General features: G+C 41.6%; 20 protein-coding genes and 3 tRNA genes. 13 read left to right on the forward strand and 10 right to left on the reverse strand.

From position 1 onward, the window contains the following. Positions 1-116: 116 nt before the first annotated feature. Positions 117-1,631, forward strand: coding sequence for an NAD(P)H-dependent oxidoreductase (locus WG905_RS02455; protein ID WP_339590104.1), 1,515 nt, complete (start codon positions 117-119; stop codon positions 1,629-1,631). On the opposite strand, the gene WG905_RS02460 is transcribed toward WG905_RS02455, so the two are convergent. Beyond that, the gene (locus WG905_RS02460; RefSeq protein WP_339590105.1) at positions 1,586-4,180 is read right to left on the reverse strand and encodes a cation-translocating P-type ATPase; all 2,595 of its coding nucleotides are present in this window, start codon (positions 4,178-4,180) and stop codon (positions 1,586-1,588) included. The genes WG905_RS02455 and WG905_RS02460 overlap by 46 nt on opposite strands. Before the next feature lie 49 nt (positions 4,181-4,229). Beyond that, entirely contained in the window at positions 4,230-4,802 is a 573-nt protein-coding gene (locus WG905_RS02465; protein ID WP_339590106.1) for an HdeD family acid-resistance protein, read from the reverse strand. A 259-nt stretch (positions 4,803-5,061) separates the two neighbouring features. Here WG905_RS02465 and WG905_RS02470 point away from each other — a divergent pair, with 259 nt between their 5' ends. After that, the gene (locus WG905_RS02470; protein ID WP_339590107.1) at positions 5,062-5,448 is read left to right on the forward strand and encodes an SPW repeat protein; all 387 of its coding nucleotides are present in this window, start codon (positions 5,062-5,064) and stop codon (positions 5,446-5,448) included. Between the two features lie 38 nt (positions 5,449-5,486). On the opposite strand, the gene WG905_RS02475 is transcribed toward WG905_RS02470, so the two are convergent. The 5 genes from WG905_RS02475 to WG905_RS02495 form a co-directional block, all read right to left on the reverse strand. Further along, complete coding sequence (locus WG905_RS02475; RefSeq protein WP_339590108.1) at positions 5,487-5,702, reverse strand: hypothetical protein; 216 nt, start codon at positions 5,700-5,702, stop codon at positions 5,487-5,489. A 598-nt stretch (positions 5,703-6,300) separates the two neighbouring features. Next, positions 6,301-6,373 (reverse strand) — tRNA-Thr (locus WG905_RS02480). A gap of 51 nt (positions 6,374-6,424) precedes the next feature. After that, a tRNA-Leu gene (locus WG905_RS02485) sits at positions 6,425-6,509 on the reverse strand. Between the two features lie 48 nt (positions 6,510-6,557). Then, positions 6,558-6,630 (reverse strand) — tRNA-Gly (locus WG905_RS02490). A 134-nt stretch (positions 6,631-6,764) separates the two neighbouring features. After that, positions 6,765-7,253: a regulatory protein RecX gene (locus WG905_RS02495; RefSeq protein ID WP_339590109.1), complete on the reverse strand. Its 489-nt coding sequence runs from the start codon at positions 7,251-7,253 to the stop codon at positions 6,765-6,767. Between the two features lie 191 nt (positions 7,254-7,444). Here WG905_RS02495 and proB point away from each other — a divergent pair, with 191 nt between their 5' ends. The 4 genes from proB (at position 7,445) to WG905_RS02515 (ending at position 12,928) form a co-directional block, all read left to right on the forward strand. Then, positions 7,445-8,524, forward strand: a complete 1,080-nt coding sequence (gene proB / locus WG905_RS02500) for a glutamate 5-kinase (RefSeq protein ID WP_339590110.1) — start codon at positions 7,445-7,447, stop codon at positions 8,522-8,524. A 63-nt stretch (positions 8,525-8,587) separates the two neighbouring features. After that, a complete protein-coding gene (locus tag WG905_RS02505) occupies positions 8,588-9,832 on the forward strand; it encodes a glutamate-5-semialdehyde dehydrogenase (protein WP_339590111.1) in 1,245 nt (414 codons plus the stop codon). Between the two features lie 3 nt (positions 9,833-9,835). Continuing rightward, positions 9,836-12,313 carry a bifunctional UDP-N-acetylmuramoyl-tripeptide:D-alanyl-D-alanine ligase/alanine racemase gene (locus tag WG905_RS02510; RefSeq protein ID WP_339590112.1) on the forward strand — a complete coding sequence of 826 codons (2,478 nt, stop codon included), beginning with the start codon at positions 9,836-9,838 and terminating at the stop codon, positions 12,311-12,313. 9 nt (positions 12,314-12,322) lie between these two features. Then, positions 12,323-12,928 (forward strand): DUF502 domain-containing protein, encoded by a 606-nt coding sequence (locus tag WG905_RS02515; protein WP_339590113.1) that lies wholly within the window; start codon positions 12,323-12,325, stop codon positions 12,926-12,928. Between the two features lie 530 nt (positions 12,929-13,458). On the opposite strand, the gene WG905_RS02520 is transcribed toward WG905_RS02515, so the two are convergent. Together WG905_RS02520 and WG905_RS02525 are read right to left on the reverse strand one after the other, a co-directional pair. Further along, positions 13,459-14,166, reverse strand: a complete 708-nt coding sequence (locus WG905_RS02520; protein ID WP_339590114.1) for an LOG family protein — start codon at positions 14,164-14,166, stop codon at positions 13,459-13,461. An 18-nt stretch (positions 14,167-14,184) separates the two neighbouring features. Further along, positions 14,185-15,663 carry a sodium:solute symporter gene (locus WG905_RS02525; protein WP_339590115.1) on the reverse strand — a complete coding sequence of 493 codons (1,479 nt, stop codon included), beginning with the start codon at positions 15,661-15,663 and terminating at the stop codon, positions 14,185-14,187. Positions 15,664-15,747: 84 nt separating this feature from the next. Here WG905_RS02525 and recR point away from each other — a divergent pair, with 84 nt between their 5' ends. The 6 genes from recR to trpA all read left to right on the forward strand — a co-directional run bounded on the left by recR (position 15,748) and on the right by trpA (position 21,067). After that, a complete protein-coding gene (gene recR / locus WG905_RS02530; protein WP_339590116.1) occupies positions 15,748-16,362 on the forward strand; it encodes a recombination mediator RecR in 615 nt (204 codons plus the stop codon). 9 nt (positions 16,363-16,371) lie between these two features. Then, complete coding sequence (locus tag WG905_RS02535) at positions 16,372-17,187, forward strand: SDR family oxidoreductase (RefSeq protein ID WP_339590117.1); 816 nt, start codon at positions 16,372-16,374, stop codon at positions 17,185-17,187. A 224-nt stretch (positions 17,188-17,411) separates the two neighbouring features. Next, positions 17,412-18,422 carry an anthranilate phosphoribosyltransferase gene (gene trpD, locus WG905_RS02540; protein ID WP_339590118.1) on the forward strand — a complete coding sequence of 337 codons (1,011 nt, stop codon included), beginning with the start codon at positions 17,412-17,414 and terminating at the stop codon, positions 18,420-18,422. 12 nt (positions 18,423-18,434) lie between these two features. Then, on the forward strand, positions 18,435-19,097 hold the full coding sequence (locus WG905_RS02545) for a phosphoribosylanthranilate isomerase (RefSeq protein WP_339590119.1): 663 nt from the start codon (positions 18,435-18,437) through the stop codon (positions 19,095-19,097). Between the two features lie 7 nt (positions 19,098-19,104). Further along, positions 19,105-20,286: a tryptophan synthase subunit beta gene (trpB, locus tag WG905_RS02550; protein ID WP_339590120.1), complete on the forward strand. Its 1,182-nt coding sequence runs from the start codon at positions 19,105-19,107 to the stop codon at positions 20,284-20,286. 10 nt (positions 20,287-20,296) lie between these two features. After that, the gene (trpA, locus tag WG905_RS02555) at positions 20,297-21,067 is read left to right on the forward strand and encodes a tryptophan synthase subunit alpha (RefSeq protein WP_339590121.1); all 771 of its coding nucleotides are present in this window, start codon (positions 20,297-20,299) and stop codon (positions 21,065-21,067) included. A 30-nt stretch (positions 21,068-21,097) separates the two neighbouring features. Here trpA and WG905_RS02560 read toward each other — a convergent pair whose 3' ends face one another. After that, entirely contained in the window at positions 21,098-21,718 is a 621-nt protein-coding gene (locus tag WG905_RS02560) for an L-threonylcarbamoyladenylate synthase (protein ID WP_339590122.1), read from the reverse strand. Positions 21,719-21,794: 76 nt separating this feature from the next. Here WG905_RS02560 and WG905_RS02565 point away from each other — a divergent pair, with 76 nt between their 5' ends. Next, complete coding sequence (locus tag WG905_RS02565) at positions 21,795-23,459, forward strand: FMN-binding glutamate synthase family protein (protein WP_339590123.1); 1,665 nt, start codon at positions 21,795-21,797, stop codon at positions 23,457-23,459. Positions 23,460-23,512: the final 53 nt, after the last annotated feature.

A 23,512-nucleotide genomic window follows, 5' to 3' on the forward strand; every position in this document is an offset into this window, starting at 1 on the left:
TGTAACCATTGAAAAACCGTATTTATCCCAGGCAAGCAGTTAATGGTCAGGCTATTAAAGTTTTTCTGTTTGCTAATTCAAACATCAGCTCCTTGTTAGCTGTTTAACTCTTGTATATGAAGGTATTAATTATTTTAGGGCACCCCCGGAAAGACAGTTTTTGTGGCGCTTTAGCAGCTTCTTATGCAGCAGGCGCAAAAGAAGCGGGGGCTGAAATAAAAACACTAGCCCTCGCAGACCTGGACTTCAATTTAAATGTGACACTCACCGAGCCTCAGCACCAGCATTCCGAAGATGATGTCGTTAAAGCAAAACAATTGATTTTATGGGCCGATCACCTGGTATTTGTGTACCCGGTATGGTGGGGAACGATGCCTGCTTTACTCAAAGGTTTTATAGACAGGGTTTTTGTTCCCGGTTTTGCTTTTTATGAAATTGCGCAGGATGACTATAAACAACTGCTGCAAAATAAAACAGCGCAAGTAATCATCACTATGGATACACCGGTATGGATTTACAAAACGTTCATCCGGGCACCAAGTACACATGCCATGAAGGTGGCCACATTGCAATTCTGTGGCATATCGCCTGTGCGGACCATTCACTTTAGTCCTGTAAAACATTCTACCGCTACGGAGAAAGAAAAATGGCTGCAAACAACTTATAACTTAGGCCTGGCACTAAAAAAAGGGGTAATTAGTTCGCGCGAAATCCTGTGGCGCAAGATGGTGCCCTGGCTGAAGGCTGTACGTTTGCAGTTTTACCCCATGACCTGGGTAGCTTACGCTGTAGGTGCTTTTGCAGCCCGAAGTTTAGGTTATGACTTTAGCTGGCTAATTTTCTGGCTGGGTTACTTGCTCATCTTCCTGATCGAACTGGCCACAGTTTACCTCAACGAAATATTCGACTACCAAACTGATTCCATTAATAAAGCATACGGTCCGTTCAATGGCGGATCTCGGGTACTGGTCAATGGCGACATATCCATTCAAAGAATGAAAAAGGCTGTTAAGCTGGTTATTCTTGCTATACCCATCGTATTTATTTCATTAACGCTGGTGTCATCTGCATTAATTTGGCATACACTTATATTGAGTGCGATATTGATGGTGCTTGCCTTTGGTTATACGGTTCCTCCCTTAAAGCTGAGTTACCAAAGCCTTGGGGAGGTTACTGTTGGACTTACCCATAGTTTGATGGTTATATTGTGCGGCTTTATATTCCAGGGTGGAGTTTACACCAATGCTTATCCCTGGCTCATCAGTATTCCTTTGTTTTTTTCCATCATTCCTTCCATTACCCTTTCAGGGATTCCTGACCATGAAGCTGACCAGTTAGCTGGCAAACGCAGTCTATCCGTGCGTTTTGGCAAGAACAAAGCAGCCCTTGGCGCTATCGTCTGCACGGTGATGGCATTGGTCAGCTCTTTTTATCTCTATTTTAATGACCTGGTTCCCGGGGCTTATAACTACCTGTTGGTGCTTTCGGTGTTTCATGCTTTGTGGTTGATCATGGAGCTTTTAAAATACATCAATGTTGCTCATAAACCCAAACACATCAATAAACTCATGGTGTTGTCACTTACCTATTTAATGTGGTTTGCATTAATCCCTTTCTTTTTGCTGATGTAAAATTTATTGATGAAGAACTTGAGCAGTTCAATACCGAGTACCCCAATCACGGTGGCAATTAATATGACCGTTATCATCGTCTGGTCTAAACTTACCGTTTTAAATATAGGCTGTAAGAAAGGAACATAGACCAGCAGCAGCTGTAGTGCCATGGTGATGAGGATGATGAAAAACAAACCTTTGTTTTTCGAGAACCCTTCTTTAAACATGGAATTATAAGTTTGCCGGACCGATACGGCATTGCCCAGTTGTATAAAACAAAGTAGCGTAAATACCATGGTTTGCTGTGTGCTGACATCATAACCACTGCTGGCTGCATATTGTTGGGCAAATAAAACAACCACTGCCATCATTGCGCCGGTGCAAAGTATCTTAGGGATCATGCCGCCTGCAAATAAACTTTCTTTAGGCGGTCTGGGTGGACGCTCCATGATGCCTTTTTCTGCCGGTTGGGAGGTGAGTGCCAGCCCCGGTAGCCCATCTGTCACCAGGTTGATCCAAAGGATATGAATAGGAAGCAAGGGAATAGCCATGCCCAATAGCGGAGCAGCCACGAGGGTTAAGATTTCGGCCAGATTGCAGGAAAGAACATAAAGAATAAATTTCTTGATATTTTCATAAATTCTTCTGCCTTCTTTTACCGCCTTAACAATGGTTGCGAAATTATCATCAAGCAATATCATATCCGCGGCATCTTTGGAAACATCTGTTCCGGTTATTCCCATGGCTATACCAATATCGGCCTGTTTTAAAGATGGGGCATCATTAACGCCATCACCAGTCATGGCAACGAATTCATTTTGTTCCTGTAAGGTTTTAACGATTCTTAATTTTTGTTCTGGAGATACCCTTGCGTAAACAGCGATACGCTGTATTTCCCTGCTAAATTCTTCATCTGTAATTTTTGTCAGGTCTGCACCGGTCATAATTTCAGCAGCATCCTTGTCAATCATCTGCAAACGTTCTGCAATGGCCTGTGCCGTAAGTGGCTGGTCGCCGGTAATCATGACTGTTTTAATACCGGCCTGTTTACACTCCCTGATGGCGTCGATTACTTCTTCGCGGGGTGGGTCTATCATTGCTGCCAAACCGAGAAAGCTTAAATCTTTTTCTAAATCTTCATTTATTTGGGCTGGTTTTTCATCAAAGATTTTGTAACCAAAAAACAATACCCTTAAGCCATCGGCAGCATATTCCCTATTGATGTCGAGCCATTTCTGGCTTTGGTCTTTATACTCATTAGCTAAAGCTTCTGTTACTTTTACCGGTGCACCCTTTACAAACAAAATCCATTGTTGTTGGTGCTGATGTAATGAGCTCATTCGCATCCGCACCGAATCAAATGGGAGCTTTTCGATCAGTGGGTACCGGCCGTCGGCTTCTGCCTTCGCAATTCCATTTTCCAGTGCATAACTCACTAATGCTGTTTCAGTGGAATCTCCTAAGATATTGCCATCATTGGAAAATCGGACTTCGTTATCAAGCATCATGGCATATTTCAGTAATTCCTCCTGACCCTCCGTCGACTGCATCTTTTCGACGGTCATGATGTTTTGGGTCAGCGTTCCGGTTTTATCCGAGCAGATAAAAGTAACTGAGCCCAGGGTTTCAACAGCGGGAAGTTTCCTCATCAGGGCTTTTTGCTTCACCATACGGTTGGCTCCTTTAGATAAGGCTATGGTAACTACAGCCGGCAGTGCTTCTGGCAACGCCGCCACCGCTAAGGAAAGGGCAGTTAGGAACATGATAAAAGCAGGTTCCCCTCGGGATAGTCCCATCACAAAAACGACGATGCAGATGACAATCACCCCAACCGCCATTTGTTTACTAAAAGCACCCAGTCTTTTCTGAAGGGGTGTGTGTTGCTTGCCAACATCCATCATGCCGGCAATTTTTCCGATTTCGGTGTTCATGCCCGTCGTGGTCACTATGGCTTTGGCTGTGCCGTTACTGACGATGGTGCCTTTGAACACCATGTTAAGCTGATCCCCGGGTCCAAGGTCATTATCGGAAAGCGGATCGATCGTTTTTTCTACAGAATGGCTTTCACCTGTTAAAGCTGCTTCGTCTGTTTTTATGGAACTGATTTGAAAGAGTCTGGCATCTGAAGGAACAATATCACCGGCCTCTAATAATAGGATATCCCCTGGCACCAGCTCAGCGGCATCTATTTCTTCAGGGTTATTATCCCGCAGGACTAACGCATATTGTGCAGACATTTTTTGCAGTAGTCTCACCGATTCTTCGGCATTGTATTCTTGGGTATAGCCAATCCACGCATTGGCTATAATGATTGCCAAAATGACATAAGCATCAGTATGTTCACCCACAGCAAATGAAATTCCTGCAGCAACGATCAGGATGATGATCATGATGTCTTTAAACTGTGATAAAAATATGGTAAGTCTGCTTTTTTGCTTGGTTTCCTTTAAAACATTCTTCCCGTATTTGTTTTGAAGGCCTGAGATTTTTTCTTTTTTTAAACCAGTTACTGCTGTCTCAAGTTCTTTTATTACTTCTTCGTATGTGGATTGGTAAAATTCTTTCATTAGTATTTGGTTTGTTGTTCGGGAGTGACAAAGCGGTGAGGCCTATCCCTTAATCTTGAGTCTGGTTATGTAGTCTTTTAAGCATAAATGATATGTAAATATTGAATATCCCTAAAGTGATAAAAGAGAAGGCTGTATATATGACAATTGTAAAGCCACCAAATAAAGGGTTCCAAACCATCAGTAAGCCGAGGATCAGACCAATAACACTGATGACCATAGAAAAACCCCAGTCCTCAATTTTATATTTCCGCAGTGCAAGGGAACGGCCCATGGCGATGATGGAATAGAAGAGTACACCGAAACCTACTAACAAACCGAGGGTAATCAGTGAAAACTCTGGTCTTGATAAAAGGAGAAGACCGAAAAGGAGCCCGATGATTCCACTTACTAAAGACCATCCCCAGCTTTGAAGATGTCTTCTGTTGGATATAGCATAAATTATCTCAATGATTCCGGCAACCAGAAACGTACATGCAAAAAGTATCGCTAGCGTAAGGTAGGAGGCAACCGGCGTCAAAAAAATCCATATCCCAAGTAAAATGAAGACAATGCCAAGGATTAATGGTAAATACCAATACTTAAAGTTCTTTTTAAGGGTACCAAAACTTTGATTTTCCATGACAGTAATGATTAAAGTTAACTAAACGGTGGCCTTAGGAGAATTACTGTAAGTAAGGTAAGCTTCTTTAAGTAAATATGCCGAAAAATAGATAAATAATGGCCTGTTTTTCAAAAAAGTTTTGGCGATTGGGGACTGCTGAAAGTGCTGTAAAAAAGAGTTTAAATGCTTCAAAACAAGGTGTTTATTTTAAGATTATGGCATATGCTTTGCGCGGGTTATGTCAGTAAATTATTGTATTATTTAAAATTTAAGTATTATGAGATTTATTAGCAGGAAGGCTCATGCTGTATTGGATTACATCATGGGAATTTTATTGATTGCAGCACCATGGATTTTTGGATTTGCAGCTATTGAAGCAGCCAGGTGGTCTGCGATTGTAGTCGGCGCACTGATTCTGGTGATGTCTTTAATAACCGATTATGAAGGTGGCGCAAAGAAAATCCTTTCAATGAACACCCACCTGACTATGGATGTGCTTGCCGGTATATTTTTAGCGATTTCACCATGGTTGTTGGGTTTCAATGACCAGGTTTATTTACCGCATTTAATAGTAGGTATTTTAGAAATAGGCGCTGGATTATTTACGGAAAGAACATCACAACATTCTTCCATGTCCGGAATGGGTATGGGCCATGCGCACTAAAAAAGAACCGCTCTCCAGGAGCGGTTCTTTTTTAAACTTTATCGGTTTACCTGGTTTTCTCCGGGTTTTGTTGGTTTCTCCGGATTTTGTATCCCTGGTTTAATAGTTTTCGTATCAATTTTTGCAAAGCGCGAAGGGGTGCTGGAGTGGCAGCTGATTTTTGTAGTGTCTTTTTCAGGTTCCTGAATCTTCTTTCCACTGCAAGCAATAAGCAGTGGAAGCGCAAAGTTTATTAAAAGGATTAATGTTTTCATGGGTATATTATTTGTTCTTTAGAAGTGGTATCTCTAAATTTATCAGATTATAATTTGTTATAAAGCGCTAGAAAAGCACCAGCGTGAAGTTTGAAGGACTAATTAAAATCTTAAAGCCGGACCTTGAGGTTCCTGCAATTTACTTTTTCTAAACTCCTTCATGTTTTGAGGTTCCTTGCTTTCCAGTGTGTTAAAATCAACAACACCAGTAATATGCTTTCACCCGGCAATGAAAAGATTTGGCTCCGGCCAGTTCATAAAATGTTGGTGCTATATCAATGAAAATGACCAGTTTCCTTTACTGCCAGGTTTTATTTTTGAAGCGTACCAGGCAATAAAAGGGGAGCTGATTCCACCTTCGTACATGTACTCTTTATAAGCAATAAGCAAGAAATGAGGTGGTGGATGCGTAAGACCAGTGAAGGTCTCCTATTCACGATTATGTTGGTTTTCATTTTCGCAATTCAGTGATGAGGGGAGAAGAGCAAGGAAGAAAAATCGGGGAGTATGTTTTTGGAAATTGTCTGAAAGACAGAACTACCCATGCTCCATTTCCTGATCAGGTTCCACTTAGCCAGAAATAAAGATGATTTTTTAGAGCCTCCTATCGGGATCGAACCAATGACCTACTGATTACAAGTCAGTTGCTCTACCAGCTGAGCTAAGGAGGCTTGAAAAAAAAGACCTGTAAGGTTTGGCTTACAGGTCTAATACTTCGTTTGTACTCAGAGCGGGAATCGAACCCGCACGACTTTTAAGGTCACAGGATTTTAAGTCCTGCGTGTCTACCAGTTCCACCATCTGAGCAGGTGTTAAACCTTTTAAAATTAAAAGCCTTCCAGAGAAGGCTTTTAGAGCGAAAGACGAGATTCGAACTCGCGACCCCGACCTTGGCAAGGTCGTGCTCTACCAACTGAGCTACTTTCGCATTTGTTAACCACATCCGTGGTCTTTTTAAACTTTGAAACTTTCCGTTTTTTGAAGAGTTTCTTTCGTTTTGGTGATGCAAATATAGGCACAAATCTATTTCCTGCAAGTCTTTTTTAAAAAAAATTTTCAGGTTTATAGTAAGTTGTTGTTTTTCAGCACATCTAAAATTAAATTATTTTCAAAGCCCCTTGTTAAAAGATGTGTAATGAGCTTATGTTTCCGCTTAAAAGGATCTTTTTCACTAATCGTTCTCAATTTTTTTTCCGCACAATCGAGTATAGTTTTTAAATAATCATCTTCATCTATCCCATTAAGTGCCCTGGTGATCATCTTTTCGGGAACCTTTTTTAACCGCAGGCCCTGCTTTATTTTAATTTTACCCCACTTGTTGATATTAAACTTCCCGGAAACATAGGCTTTGGCAAACCTTTCTTCATTGAGAAAGTTGGTTAATATCAGTTCAGAGATGAGGTCTTCCACATCAGCGGTCCACAATCCCCATTCATAAAGTTTATTTCTGATCTCATATTGAGAACGTTCCTGATAAGCACAATAGTGCTCCGCTTTTGCTAATGCAGCTTTCTTGTCTAAAACGGCCGGTTTCTTATGATTTGTTTCCAATGCTACAATGTTACGATATTCTTATCAACAGCTGTTTATCCCTGTAACAGCAAAACGTTAATAATTCTGCTATATTTTATTTAATTCTTACATTAGTCTGCACGAAAACGTCATAAGCTTACAGCTAGCTGTAATAACGTTATTATGCTTATGATAGCTTCAATCCCTATAGAAAACAAATAATAGAACAAATGAAATCTAGCTACCGCAAGGTCGTCATCAAAATAGGATCCAATGTATTAACCCGTGAAGACGGATTGCCTGATAGCAGTCGTATAGAACACCTGGTCATGCAGCTATCCACCATTAAGAAACAAGGTATAGAAGTAGTGCTTGTTTCTTCAGGTGCCGTTGCTTCCGGAAGAAGCCTGATTAAAATTCAGGAGAAGCAAAATGCTGTTGCTGCCCGACAGCTGCTGGCATCCATCGGGCAGATTAAGCTCATCAACACTTATATGCAGCTCTTTGAAAAACAAGGCTTGCTCTGTTCACAGGTTTTGGTGACCAAGGAAGATTTCCGGGACAGGATGCATTACCTGAACATCAAGAACTGCCTGGAGATACTCTCACAACACCATGTCATCCCCATTGTTAATGAGAATGATGTGGTATCGGTGACCGAGCTGATGTTTACCGACAATGATGAACTTGCAGGCCTGGTTGCTTCCATGCTTAATGCCGATGCACTGATTATCCTTTCCAATGTAGATGGTATTTATAATGGCGACCCTAAGAAGGAAGGAACTTCTGTGATCGAACAAATTAAACCCGGAACCAATAACCTTTCTTCCTTTATCACTACAGCAAAATCTGGTTTTGGAAGGGGAGGGATGGTCACAAAGCTATCCATGGCACAGAAAATTGCCAAACTGGGAATCCCTGTCCATATCGCCAATGGAACCAAAGACCATATCATTACAGATGTTCTCGCAGGTAATGTAGTTCATACACAGTTTTTGGCGGAAAAGAATACTTCAGGAAAAAAGAAATGGATCGCGCATTCAGAAAATGCGGCTACGGGTGTCGTTAAATTAAATCTTGGTGCCCAGCAGGCGCTGATGTCTGGTAAAGCCAGCAGCCTTCTGCCCGTTGGTATTATAGAACTCCAGGCCCCCTTCTTGAAAGGGGATATCATTAAATTAATTGGTGAGGACGACCAGCTCATTGGTTTAGGCATCGCTGAATATGGTGCAGATAAAGCCCAGGAAAGAATCGGTTTAAAAGGTCAGAAGCCACTGGTACATTACAATTATTTTTATGCTGTGGGCTAATCAGCTTTAGAAATTACGACTATTTTTATGCTCTAGGCTAATAGCCTTCAGAAATTACAAATTATGGAACATCAAACTTACTTTCAAAATAGCCTTAAGGCAACTAAAGATATTACCCTGTTATCCAATTTCGAAATTAACAGCATCCTATTGGAACTGGCAGCTGCTGTGGATGAAAATATACCGTTATTGCTGCAGGCCAACCAGAAAGACCTGGACCTGATGTCTGAAGATGATCCTAAATATGACCGGTTAAAGCTTAGTCCGGCCATTATCAATTCCATTGCCGCCGATATCCGCAAAGTGGCTGAACTTCCCAATCCTTTAGGTGCTGTTCTATTGCAGCGGGAAATGCCCAACGGACTGCATATTTCTAAAGTCAGGGTGCCCCTGGGTGTCGTAGGCGTTATTTATGAAGCCCGCCCGAATGTTACCCTGGATGTTTTCGCTTTATGTTTCAAAACCGGTAATGTATGTATCTTAAAGGGTGGTAGTGATGCTGAATCCTCTAATCAAGCTATTATATCCGTTATCCATAAAGTTTTAAACCAACACAAGCTCAATCCGGCGCTGGCCACTTTATTGCCTGCAGACCGCTCTGCTACCCATGCTTTGTTACAGGCGAGGGGCTTTGTTGATGTCCTTATTCCCCGTGGCAGTCAGGCGCTGATCAACTATGTCCGGGATAACAGTAAAATCCCTGTCATAGAAACCGGTGCTGGCATAGTTCATGTTTATTTTGATGAACAAGGCGATTTAAATAAAGGAAAAGGTATTGTATTTAATTCTAAAACCAGGCGGGTGAGTGTTTGCAATGCCCTGGATTGTTTGCTGATTCATGAAAACCGCCTCGACGATTTGCCTGAATTGCTCCAGCCTTTAATAGCAGCGCAAGTGCTGCTGTATGCTGATGAAAAAGCTTACCAGTGCTTAGCGGCTTTTTACCCGGTTGATTTACTTCAACCTGCGAAGCCAGAACATTACGGTACTGAATTTTTATCTTATAAAATGGCTGTAAAAACGGTAGCCGATATCAATGAGGCGTTAAATCATATCGCGGAAAACAGCTCTAAGCATAGTGAGGCTATTGTTTCTGAAAACGCACAGCACATTGAGTTATTTCTAAACCAGGTTGATGCCGCTGCGGTTTATGCCAATGCTTCCACTGCTTTTACTGACGGAGGGCAATTCGGACTAGGCGCTGAGATCGGTATCTCGACACAAAAATTACATGCCCGGGGACCAATGGGCCTTGAGGAATTAACCAGTTACAAATGGCTGGTTAGGGGAGAGGGACAAACACGATAATCAATGGAATCTAATTATACCATCAGGCATATTGCCTCGTTTTTAGCGGCAGAATCAATTCTTTTGAACGTAGAGTCATTTCTCGTTCAGCCTGATACAGAAATTGAAAGCCTGATCATCGATAGCAGAAGCATCATCAATCCTGATAATGCCTTGTTTTGTGCCTTAATGGCTCAAAGGGATGGTCATGAGTATATAGAGGATGCTTATTTGCTCGGCATTAGAAATTTCCTGATCAGCGATAAAAAATACGTGGAGCGCTATCCGGACGCTAATTTCCTGCTGGTCGAGAATGTACGTTTGGCTTTACAAAGTTTAGGTAAATACAAGCGCCAGCTGTATGATATTCCCGTGATCGCCATTACGGGCAGTAACGGGAAGACCATGGTGAAAGAATGGCTGTACCAGTTGCTTGCTCATGATTATAACATTGCCAGAAGCCCCAGAAGCTATAATTCCCAAATTGGGGTGCCTTTATCCTTATGGCAGCTCAATGAAGAGCATACCTTGGGTATATTTGAGGCCGGGATTTCTAAAAATGAGGAGATGCAGGTATTGGCCGACATCATCCAGCCGACTATAGGTATCCTGACCAATATTGGCGAAGCGCATGCGGAAGGCTTTTCCTCTTCAAAGGAGAAATTGCTGGAAAAGCTGAAACTTTTCAATGCTTCAGAAATATTTATCTACTCCCCTGAATATACACAGGGCATCCCTGAAAAGGAATTACCCGGTCAGCGCAAATTTTCCTGGAGCACCAAACAAAAGGCTGATCTCAAGGTTTCTTTTATGGAGCCTATCGAAGACCGGACCTATATCAGGGCGGTTTATAATGACATAGAAATTGAATGCCTCCTTCCTTTCAGAGATAAGGCCTCTGTAGAAAATGGCATTATTTGCTGGGCAACGCTGCTTGCGCTGGGCTATTCTCCGGAAAAAGCAGACCAGCGACTGGAAAAGTTAATCCGCATCAATATGCGCCTGGAATTAAAAACCGGGATCAACCAATGCTCCATTATTGACGATTCTTACAGTGCGGACATATCTTCGCTGGCCATAGCGCTGGACTTTCTTAACCTGCAAAACCAGCACCTTAAAAAAACTTTAATCCTCTCTGATCTATTTGAAACCGGTAAAAGTGAGGAAGCTTTATATGAAGAAATCGCTTCTTTAATTAAACAAAAGCAGGTGAACAGGCTCATTGGTATTGGTCCGCATATCTCTGATTTCGCAGCACTTTTTGACCTTGATGCACAATTTTACGTTTCCACTCAAGCTTTTATCGATGATTTCCCCGGTCAGCATTTTGCCAATGAAACCATCCTGGTTAAAGGCGCCCGGAAATTTGAGTTTGAACGCATCAGTAAACTACTGACCCAAAAAATCCACGATACGGTCATGGAAATAAATTTAAACGCCCTGGCCAGCAACCTCAGGTTTTATAAATATAAGTTAAGAAAAGGGGTAAAGGTGATGGCCATGGTAAAGGCCTTTTCCTACGGCAGCGGAAGTTTTGAAATTGCCAATGTGTTACAATACCATAAAGTGGATTACCTTGCTGTTGCCTATACTGATGAAGGGATTGCGTTAAGGAAAGCTGGAATTACCTTGCCTATCATGGTGATGAGTCCTGAGCCGTCCGCTTTCGAAGCCATTGTGAAGTATAAACTGGAGCCGGAACTTTACAACCTGGATATCTTGCAGAGTTTTCTGGATTTTCTCATCGATCTTGCTCATCCTTATCCGGTTCATTTAAAAATCGATACGGGCATGCACAGGTTAGGTTTTGAGGAAACGGAAATCACTGATTTATTAATCACCCTTAAAACTGCAGATAAGTTTAAGGTGATGTCTGTGTTTTCTCATCTTGTGGGCAGTGACGAAGAGTTGCATGATGAATTTAGCCAGCATCAAATCGATCGTTTCCTGGAAATCACCGAAAGAATTGAAATGGAACTGGGCTATAAATTTATCCGGCATATCGCTAATACGGCTGCAATCACGAGGTTTCCAGCGGCTCAATTGGATATGGTGCGCCTGGGCATTGGTCTATATGGTTTTGATGCAGGCTTGCCGCACAGCAGAGGCTTGCATACGGTAGCTATATTAAAAACAACAGTAACACAAATTAAAAAACTTAAAAGTACGGAGACGATTGGTTATGGTCGCCAGGGTGCGCTAGCGGAGGGTGGAACCATTGCGACGGTAAAGATTGGCTATGCGGATGGGTATCGCAGGGACTTTGGTCATGGCGTAGGTAAGATGCTGATCCATGGAAAAATAGTTCCTACTGTCGGCTCCATTTGTATGGACATGTGCATGCTGGATGTCTCTGGTATTGATGTCAAAAATGGGGATGAGGTGATTGTTTTTAACGACCAGCTGACTATTGCCGACCTGGCAAAACAAATTAATACGATACCCTATGAGATCCTCACAAATATTTCTCAAAGAGTGAAACGAATCTATTATTATGAGTAATATTGCAGCATGAACAGAGTTGGAAGAGCCTTACTTAATTACCTCATTAAAGGATTGTTGATTGTACTGCCAATTTCTTTGAGTGTTCTTATCGTTATCTGGGGTGTAACAACCGTAGATAGCTGGCTGAATGTGAATAACATACTGGGGGTAGATCCCCGGACGGGCGCCAGCAGAAATATCCCTGGTTTAGGCCTCGCCCTTGTGGTCGGAATTATCTTAATCGCCGGTATTTTCGTTACTAATTTTGTAACAGAACCGATGTTGAAGTGGTTTCAGAAGATCATGAACCGCCTGCCGATTATCAAGTTCATTTATTCTTCCATTAAAGACCTTACCGAGGCTTTTGTTGGTGATGAAAAGAAGTTCAATCACCCTGTTTTGGTGGAAGTGGAAGGAGAGCTTAAAAGAATTGGATTTCTCACCCAGCAGGATCTTAAGTCTATTGGCCTGCCAGGCGAAGTGATCGTTTATTTCCCTTTTTCTTATTCATTTGCCGGACAAGTGTATGTGGTGAAAAGGGAGCGGATTAGTCCGCTGAAAATGAGTGCGGCTGATGCCATGAAGCTAGTGGTGTCTGGTGGCGTTAGTCATTTTAAAGCGACGATAAGTTAAGATAACAAGGTCAATAACAATGTGAAAAACTTGAATGCTGTTCACCTCCTCAAATCTTTTGCGGAAGGGCAAAACATTTGGATGTCGGCTTACAGCATCCAAGTTTTTTGACAATAATACAGGCAGGTTATTTTATAATTACTTGTTAATTTAAAGCGCTAGCTTGTTTCATTTAAGGCTCTTGCGCTAAATGACTAGTTATCACCAGATATAAGTTCCGGTTCCGGGCAAGGTTGTCAGGCTGGTTTGTTAGTACATAGTCTTAATGTGAGGTTAGGACAGTTGCTTTTTTATTTTGATTGCTTGCTTGTCAATTTGAAGCCTCTGATTTTCAATTTAGGGGGCTTGCGCTAAATGTTATATACCATATACCGCAAAAATTCAAACTAAACATTCCCACACAGAATTCGATAGTCAATTCAAACGAATTCGGTTTGATGTCGACTTGAAAAATCTCTTATAAAACAAAAGCCTTTGAATGTCCGACATTCAAAGGCTTTTGTTTTAAAGAATCATTTAGCTCAGGGAGCTTAAAAGTTAGGTTTTAATACATACTTGTCATAGAACCTGAAGATATGTTCAGCGGCTTCCTCAGCGGTATCCACCAGGCGGAATAGATTCAGATCCTCAGCATGGATGTTATGTTCGGTTTTCAACATGGTGTTGGTGATCCACTCCACTAATCCGCTCCAGTATTCCTTTCCCACCAGTACAATCGGGAAACGTGCTACCTTGCCTGTCTGGATTAAGGTAATCGCTTCAAATAATTCATCCATGGTACCCATACCGCCCGGCAGTACAATAAAGCCCTGGGAGTATTTCATAAACATCACCTTCCTGATAAAAAAGTAATCAAATTCCAGGAGTTTGTTATGGTCAATGTACTTATTATGGAATTGCTCAAAAGGCAAGTCAATATTTAAACCTACAGATTTTCCACCATTCAAATGCGCGCCTTTATTGGCTGCTTCCATAATACCTGGCCCGCCGCCAGTGATCACGCCATAACCCCGGTCGGTTAATAAACGGGCACATTCCACAGCGATCTCATAATAAGGATTGGTTTCGGCAGTCCTTGCTGATCCGAAGATAGATACGCAGGGGCCTATTTTAGCTAATTTTTCAAAACCATCAACAAACTCGGCCATGATCTTAAAAATCTGCCAGGAGTCGGTTACTTTAATCTCCTGCCAGTTTTTATTCTCAAAAGCACTTCTAATTTTTTCTTCACTTGTCATTCCTGGTAGATTAATATCTTAAAATTTCGTTTGCGTAGTCGCTGTTTTTCCTGTCACCCAAAGGAGTAAAAATGTAATTAATCCATTCAATATGATCAACTCAAAGCCCAGCGCATAACTAAACCAACTCATGGAGTTGTAATCAATAATTAAACACAAAATAGGTGATAGTATACAAAGGTAAGGCACTAGATTATCTTTTACCGCTCTCTTCGTTAATATCCCAAAAGTAAACAAACCAAGTAACGGGCCATAAGTATAACCTGCTGCCTTAAATATTGCATTAACCACCGATTCATCATTGATGAGTTTGAAAATCAAAATCACAATCACCATCAAAACAGAGAACCCTATATGTACAAAATGTCTCTGGGTTACTAATTTAGGATCATTTTGATCAGCTTTTTTATCAAAATGTAAAAAATCTATACAAAAAGATGTGGTTAAAGCGGTTAAGGCCGAATCTGTAGTTGCGAAAGTAGCTGCCGTTAGGCCCAGCATAAAGATCACACCCGGTATCATATTCAAATGGTTCAAGGCTATTTCCGGATATAAGTAGTCAGGAGTTGGCATTGAAGCTACATCGATGCCATTTCTTTCTGCATACAAGTACAATAACGCACCAACACTTAGGAATAGAATGTTTAAAACCACAAAGACACCGGTAAAAGTAAACATATTTTTTTGCGCCTCTTTGATGGTTCCCATACTCAGGTTCTTTTGCATTAAATCCTGGTCAAGGCCAGTCATCGCGATTGTTACGAATATCCCACCCAGAAAATGCTTCAGGAAATGTGTTTTACTTCCTAAAAAATCTTCCCAGAAAAACATCTTGGCATAACTGCTGTCTTTTACCGCTTCAATAGTGCCTACGACATCTAAATTTAAAGAGTCTGCAATAAAATAAATTGACAAAATAACGGCAAGGATCAGGAATACTGTTTGTAACGTATCGGTAATGATAATTGTTTTTAATCCTCCTTTATGGGTGTATGCCCATATCAGTACCAAACAGATCACAATGGTTACCCAGAATGGGACATTCCAGGCATCGAATATAAACCGTTGTAACACAATGGCAACCAGGTATAACCTGAAGGCAGATCCAATGGTCCGTGAAACCAGGAAAATTACCGCTCCTGATTTGTAACTCCAAAAGCCAAACCGTCTTTCGAGGTAAGTATAAATGGAAATGATATTCAGGCGGTAATACAAGGGCAGCAGCACGGTGGCAATGATGATAAAACCGACAGCATTACCCAGAATGAACTGGAAGTAGCCAAATTCACTTTTACCTACTGCACCGGGTACAGATATAAAAGTTACACCCGACAAGGCTGTACCAATCATACCGAAAGCGACCAGGTACCATTTGGAGTTTCGGTTAGCAATAAAAAAGGCGGAATTGTCGGAGTGTTTTCTTGATGTAAAATAAGCGACGGCAATAAGTAGAGCGAAATAACCTATTAAAAAAGAGAGGAGTAAAGCTGGGGTCATAGTGTAATTGTATAGTTCAGAATGTGCGGGTAATAAATTAGTTTTTTTAAAATAATTAACCGAAGATAAATATAAATTTGTAAAATGAATTTTTCTTCGAAATTACTTGAGGATGCGGTAAATGAATTCGCGAAATTGCCTGGGGTAGGACAAAAGACTGCACTGCGGCTGGTACTGCATTTATTAAACAGGGAGAAGGAAGAGGTCAGTCAATTTGGGAATACCATTATCAAGCTCCGGCACGAGATAAAACACTGTAACATATGTCATAACATTTCCGATCGGGATATCTGTGACATTTGTGCATCCCAAAAAAGGGAAAAGGAAACCATTTGTGTGGTAGAAGATACCAGGGATGTGATGGCTGTAGAAAATACTTCACAATATTTTGGTGTTTACCATGTTTTAGGTGGCTTAATTTCTCCTATGGACGGGGTAGGCCCTTCTGATCTGTTCATTGATTCTTTAGTACAGCGGGTGGCAACCACGCCGGTGAAGGAGATCATCCTTGCTTTAAGTGCGACCATGGAAGGCGATACCACTATCTTTTACTTATATAAAAGACTGAAGGACTTTCAAATTCCAATTACGACCATTGCCAGGGGCATAGCCTTTGGCGGCGAGCTTGAATATGCCGATGAAATTACCCTGGGAAGATCTATTGTAACCCGGATACCTTATGAAAGTGCTATCAAATAATCATCTTCCATGAATTTTAAGAATAAAGTTGTTGTTATTACCGGTGCATCTTCGGGTATAGGTAAAGCTTGTGCAGAAGAATTTGCCTCCAGGGGCGCAAACCTGGTGCTGGCCGCCAGGCAATATGTTAGTCTTTGTGAAATTACTGCTGCACTGGAAAATACTTATGGCATTAAGGCTGTCGCCGTTCAGGTAGATGTAAGCAAGGAAGAAGATTGTAAGCTGCTGATCAGCCAGGCCGTAAGCACCTTCGGTAAAATCGATGTGCTCATCAATAATGCCGGTATCTCTATGCGTGCCCTTTTTGCCGACCTGGACCTGGCTGTTCTTAAAAACCTGATGGATGTTAATTTCTGGGGCACGGTTTATTGCAGTAAATATGCTTTGCCAGAAATCCTTAAAACCAAAGGCAGTCTCGTTGGTGTGTCTTCTATTGCGGGGTACCGCGGTTTACCAGGCAGAACTGGCTATTCAGCATCGAAGTTTGCAATGAATGGTTTCATGGAGTCCTTGCGTACAGAACTCTTGCACAGTGGTGTTCATGTGATGGTCGCTTGCCCGGGTTTTACAGCCTCCAATATCAGGGTTACGGCATTGGCTAAAGATGGTCAGGCACATGGGGAAACCAGCATGGAAGAAGGCAAAATGATGAGCGCTGAAGAGGTAGCTAAAAATATGGTGGATGGCATCGCTGCCCGAAAAAGAACTTTAGTGATGACCGCCCAGGGAAAACTAACCGTATTGCTCAATAAATTACTGCCTTCACTTGCAGATAAATTGGTTTTTAATCACTTCACCAAGGAAAAGAATGCATTAATCAAGTAAAATAGGTTATCAAAGCGCATTTTGAGAAAGAAAAATAATATTTTGAGAAAGATTTGCTGTTTTGCAAAAACAATTCCATCTTTGTATAGATGATTTTAACAAACGGACTTAATATTTGGTGGTGGCATAACGCAGATGCGTAATGTAACCCTGTATTGAACGTTTTATTTTATATAAATAATTTGAGGGTTGCTGTAAATAGCAACCTTTTTTGTTTTGTAGCCATGAAGAAAATTTTAAACTATCTGTTCGAGAACAAAAGCCTCAGCAGAGCCGAAGCGAAGCGAATTTTGACCTCCATTGCCATGGGGGAATTCAATCCTACTCAAATTGCTGCCTTCATTACCGCTTATGGAATGCGCAACATTACCGTACAGGAACTGCAGGGCTTTCGGGATGCGATGCTCGAGTTGTGTGTGAAGATTGACCTTTCAGACTATTCACTGATCGATCTTTGTGGCACCGGTGGTGACGGCAAGGATACTTTCAATATATCCACCCTTGCTTCTTTTGTGGTAGCGGGTACTGGAAACAAAGTGGCCAAACATGGTAATTATGGTGTATCCTCCGGATGCGGTTCTTCCAATGTGATGGAGTACCTCGGTTACCAGTTTACGGGTGATAAAGATGTGCTCAAACGCAGCCTTGATGACGCAGGCATCTGTTTTATCCATGCGCCGATCTTCAACCCGGCGATGAAAATTGTTGCTCCGATCCGTAAAGAGCTTGGGGTAAAGACCTTTTACAATATGCTGGGGCCTATGTGTAATCCTGCAGAGCCTAAAAATCAACTCGTTGGGGTTTTTAGCCTTGAACTGGCACGCCTTTATGCTTACTTATACCAGGAAACCGATAAAAACTATACCATTATCCATGCGCTGGATGGTTTCGACGAGATCTCCTTAACCTGCAGCGTTAAAACTTTCAGTAAAAAAGGGGAGGCCTTAATGAAAGTTGCTGATTTCGGCTTTGAGCCCATCAATGAACAGGAAATAAGGGGCGGAGAAACCGTAGCCTCATCGGCAAAGATATTCGTTGACGTACTGGATGGCAAAGGAACGGATGCCCAGAACAGTGTCGTTTTATGTAATGCGGCAATGGCTTTACAAACAATTGATAACACTAAAAGCTTTGCCGATTGTTTCTACCAGGCAGAAGAGTCTTTAATGTCTAAAAAGGCATTAGAAAGCTTCAGGAAATTGTTGAATTTCAACGAAATCCGCATCAACGCCTAAGTATTAAAAAAAATGAAGCAACCCAAACTAAAGATATGCGGAATGCAGGATCCTGCAAACATTGCCCAAGTAGCAGCGCTGCTACCTGATTATCTCGGCTTTATCTTTTATCCTAAATCTAAAAGATACGTAGGTGACCTGCCTGCAGCTACCATTAATGCGATACCTGCAGCTATCTGTAAAACAGGTGTCTTTGTTGATGAGCAGCTCCACCTGATCCAGGAATACATGGTGAAATTTAAGCTGTCTGCCATACAGCTCCATGGTGACGAATGCCCAAATTATTGTAAAGCTTTAAAAAAGCTTAATCCTTCCATCACTTTGATCAAAGCCTTTGGCGTTGCAGAAGGATTTGATTTCAATATTTTAAAACCTTACCAGAAAATTGTAGATTACTTTCTTTTTGATACAAAAACACCCGGTTATGGGGGTTCGGGGGTTTCTTTTAACTGGTCATTGTTGAAAGACTATCAATTAAAGGTACCCTACTTCTTAAGTGGGGGCATCGGACCAGAAAGTCTGGAGGATCTGCAGCAGATCAACGATCCCTACTTGTTTGCTATTGACATCAACAGTAAATTTGAACTGGCCCCTGGTTTAAAGGATATTGATAAATTAACAGAATTTAAAAATAAACTGTTCCCGGTTGGCGCTGAGGCCAACGGAATAAAATAAATAGAATATGAACTATTTTGTCAACGAAAAAGGATATTACGGAGATTTTGGTGGAGCATATATTCCCGAAATGTTATATCCAAATGTAGAAGAACTTAAACAGAACTACTTAAAGATTATCAATGATGAATCGTTCCAAAAGGAATTTCATCAGTTATTAAAGGATTATGTAGGCCGCCCTTCGCCATTATACCTGGCAAAGCGTTTATCCGCAAAGTACAATGCCAATATATTCCTGAAACGGGAAGACCTCAACCATACTGGTGCACATAAAATCAACAATACCATCGGACAGATTTTAATGGCAGAGCGCCTGGGCAAAAAGCGCATCATTGCAGAAACCGGTGCTGGTCAGCATGGGGTTGCCACAGCTACCGTATGTGCTTTACGGGGCCTTGAATGTGTGGTCTACATGGGCGAAATTGATATCGAACGCCAGGCACCGAACGTAGCCAGGATGAAAATGCTGGGTGCAAAAGTTGTTCCGGCTACTTCAGGATCAAAAACACTTAAAGATGCTACCAACGAGGCCATGCGCGACTGGGTAAATAATCCTGTGGATACGCATTACATCATTGGTTCTGTGGTTGGCCCACATCCTTATCCGGATATGGTAGCCTTATTTCAGTCGATTATTTCTGAAGAAACCAAAAAACAATTACTGGAGCAAACTGGCTGCGATCAGCCTGATTATGTATTGGCCTGTGTAGGTGGCGGCAGTAATGCCATGGGTATGTTCTACCACTTTATTGGAGATGAAAACGTGAAGCTAATTGCCGTAGAGGCTGCAGGAAAAGGGGTAGATAGTGGCTTTTCGGCTGCTACAACGGCTTTGGGTAAAGAAGGTGTGCTGCATGGCAGCAGAAGCATCCTGATGCAAACGCATGACGGACAGGTGGTAGAGCCTTTTTCTGTTTCTGCAGGCTTAGACTATCCCGGTATAGGCCCTCAGCATGCGCATTTGTTTAAAACCGGCCGGGGGCAGTATGTGTCTGTTACCGACGAAGAATCGTTACAGGCCGGATTGCTATGTACGCAACTGGAAGGTATTATTCCTGCTATTGAAAGTGCACATGCACTGGCTTACCTCGATAAAATGCAGTTTAAAGGTAATGAAAATGTGGTGCTGTGTTTGTCGGGCAGAGGCGATAAAGACATGGATACTTACATGAAATTTTTTGGACTATAAAAACGCTTAAATGAACAGAATTAATAAGTTATTCCAGGATAAAAAATCTAACATCCTATCTATATACTATACTGCAGGTTATCCTGAACTTGGTGATACCCTGAAAATTGCTGAAGAACTCGAGCGTGCCGGTGCTGATATGCTTGAAATAGGCATTCCGTATTCTGATCCTGTGGCTGATGGTCCAGTAATCCAGGCCAGCAGCAAACAATCGCTGGACAGTGGTATGGACCTTAAGTTGTTATTTCAGCAGTTGAAAGATTTGCGGAGCAAAGTGAACATCCCGATTTTGTTGATGGGTTATGTAAATCCGATGTTACAGTTTGGCATTGATAATTTTTGTAAAGCTTGTGTAGAAGTGGGTGTGGATGGCTGTATTGTACCTGACCTGCCAATGGTGGAATATGAAGAATACTACCAGGATACTTTTAAAAAATATAACCTGAGCAATATCTTTTTGGTAACGCCTCAAACTTCTGAAGAAAGAGTTAGGAAAATCGACTCGCTCACCACCGGATTTATCTACATGGTGTCTTCTTCTGCTACTACCGGCAAGAATTTACAGCTATCACAAAATACAGATGATTATTTCGCCAGGATTGCAGCTATGAACCTGAAAAATCCAATCATGATCGGCTTTGGTATCAATAGCAAAGCAACTTTTGAAAAGGCTTGTCAGTATGCCAATGGTGCTATTATTGGTACTGCCTTTGTTAAAGTGCTTGCCGAAGATAAATCAAGTGAAAATATAGAAAAATTTATGGCAGAATTTGCCAGCTAATTTTCAACCGGGGAAGTCTGGCTGTAATGATTAAAATAAATCATCCAGACTTCCTTTACCTTCCCTGATTACTTCAAACTCCCCTGAAGTGCAGTCAATCACAGTGGAAGGTTCATTGTCGCCGTAACCGCCGTCAATCACCAACTCCACCCGGCCTTCATATTTTTCATGGATCAATTCAGGGTCTGTGGAGTATTCTATCAATTCATCTTCATCTTTAATGGAAGCTGAAAGTATCGGATTTCCAAGCTGCCGTACAATTTCCTGTGCGATGGCATTATCAGGCACCCTAATGCCGACAGTTTTCTTTTTTGAGCTTAACAATTTGGGAACATTGTTATTGGCATTGAAGATAAAGGTATAGGGGCCAGGCAGGGCCTTCTTCAAAATCCGGAAAGTAATGTTGTCAATAGGTTTAATATAGTCTGAAATATTTCTCAGGTCGGCACAGACAAAGGAGAAGTTTGCTTTCTCTGGTTTGATGCCCTTGATCTGACAAATTTTTTCTATTGCCTTTTGATTGGTGATGTCACATCCTAAACCATATATCGTATCAGTGGGATAAATGATTAATCCCCCTTTTTTTAATATTTCTACTGCTTGTTCAATAGCTTTGGGATTTGGATTTTCAGGATATATTTTGATTAACATATGTAAAAATATAAAAAACTTTCGTTTGTATTTGGATAAATGCCGTACTATTGCCCGTTATTTAGTATATTAACATATGAGAAAGGCTTTTGTTGCAATAGCTGCGTTTTTAGTCACAGCTACGGTTATGATTGGTTTAGCATGGCACCCGTTTTTCTGGGCGTTTATTTTTGTCGGTCCTATCGTTTTACTCGGTCTTTACGATCTGTACCAGCCTAAACACAGTATTGTAAGGAACTATCCGGTAGTTGGCCGTTTGAGGTATTTAATGGAAGACCTGCGGCCCAAAGTTTATCAGTATTTTGTAGAGAGTGATACCAATGGTAAACCTTTCAGCAGGTTGAACCGTTCCCTTATCTATCAAAGAGCAAAGAAAGAAAATGATACTATTCCTTTTGGTACGCAGCTTGACGTTTACGAAAACGGCTATGAATGGCTTAGCCATAGTATTTCGGCTATCAGTCATCATGAATTGAATGAAGATCCAAGGGTGCTTATTGGTGGCCCGGAATGTACACAACCCTATTCGGCAAGTATTTATAACATCTCGGCAATGAGCTTTGGCTCCCTGAGTCAGAATGCTATTTTAGCCTTAAATGGCGGTGCGAAGTTGGGTAATTTCATGCACAATACCGGAGAAGGCGGTATCAGTGATTACCATTTGAGGCCGGGTGGTGACCTGGTATGGCAAATTGGTACTGGTTATTTCGGCTGTCGTAACCACGATGGAACTTTTAACTACGAAGCTTTTGCGGAAAGATCAAAAACCGAACAGGTGAGAATGATCGAGGTAAAGCTCTCTCAGGGTGCTAAACCTGGACACGGGGGTATTTTGCCAGCGAAGAAAGTAACGCCGGAAATTTCCAGGATACGACTGGTTAAAGAAGGTTTTGACGTGATTTCGCCCCCGGGCCACTCTGCATTCTCTACACCACTGGAAATGATCACTTTTGTGAAGAAATTAAGAGAACTTTCAGGGGGTAAACCTGTGGGGATCAAACTTTCTATAGGTCGTAAAAGTGAATTCTTTGCCATCTGTAAGGCGATGGTGGAATCTAAAAGTTATGTAGATTTCATTACCGTTGATGGGGGTGAAGGTGGTACTGGTGCATCTCCGCAGGAGTTCTCCAATGCTGTAGGTACGCCTTTAAGGGAAGCTTTAGCGTTCGTTTATGATGTGCTGACTGGCTTTGACCTTAAAAAACACATTAAGATAGTCGCCTCCGGTAAAATCACTTCTGGATTTGACCTGGTAAAAAATATTGCTTTAGGGGCAGATGTATGTAATACTGCACGCGGAATGATGTTTGCTTTGGGTTGTATACAGGCTTTGGAATGCAACAGCAATACTTGTCCTACGGGTGTAGCCACACAGGATCCAAGTCTGACAAAAGGCCTGGTGGTAGATGATAAAAAAGTGCGGGTATTTAATTTCCACCGTTTAACGGTAGCCAGTGCCGTGGAATTGCTTGGCGCTGCGGGCCTGCGTCATCCTTACCAATTAACACGTGCTTATATCAATAGAAGGATCTCTCAGAACATGACACAATCTTATATTGAGACTTTCCCGTACACACCGGAAGGCTGTTTATTGCAAACGCCTTACCCGATGCGTTTTGAATTGGGAATGACTTTAAGTACAGCAGCCAGTTTTGCACCTACAGACTATAAAGTTTCTTCTGTAGATTATGCACATGCGAACCCTTATTTAGATCAGCTGAATTTCGGAATAAAGAATTAAGGCCGATCATTCTGCGAGACGATAGTTAACAAACAAAAAAGCTGGATCAAATT

Origin of the sequence: Pedobacter immunditicola, assembly GCF_037482985.1 — a bacterium.
Classification (GTDB): domain Bacteria; phylum Bacteroidota; class Bacteroidia; order Sphingobacteriales; family Sphingobacteriaceae; genus Pedobacter; species Pedobacter immunditicola.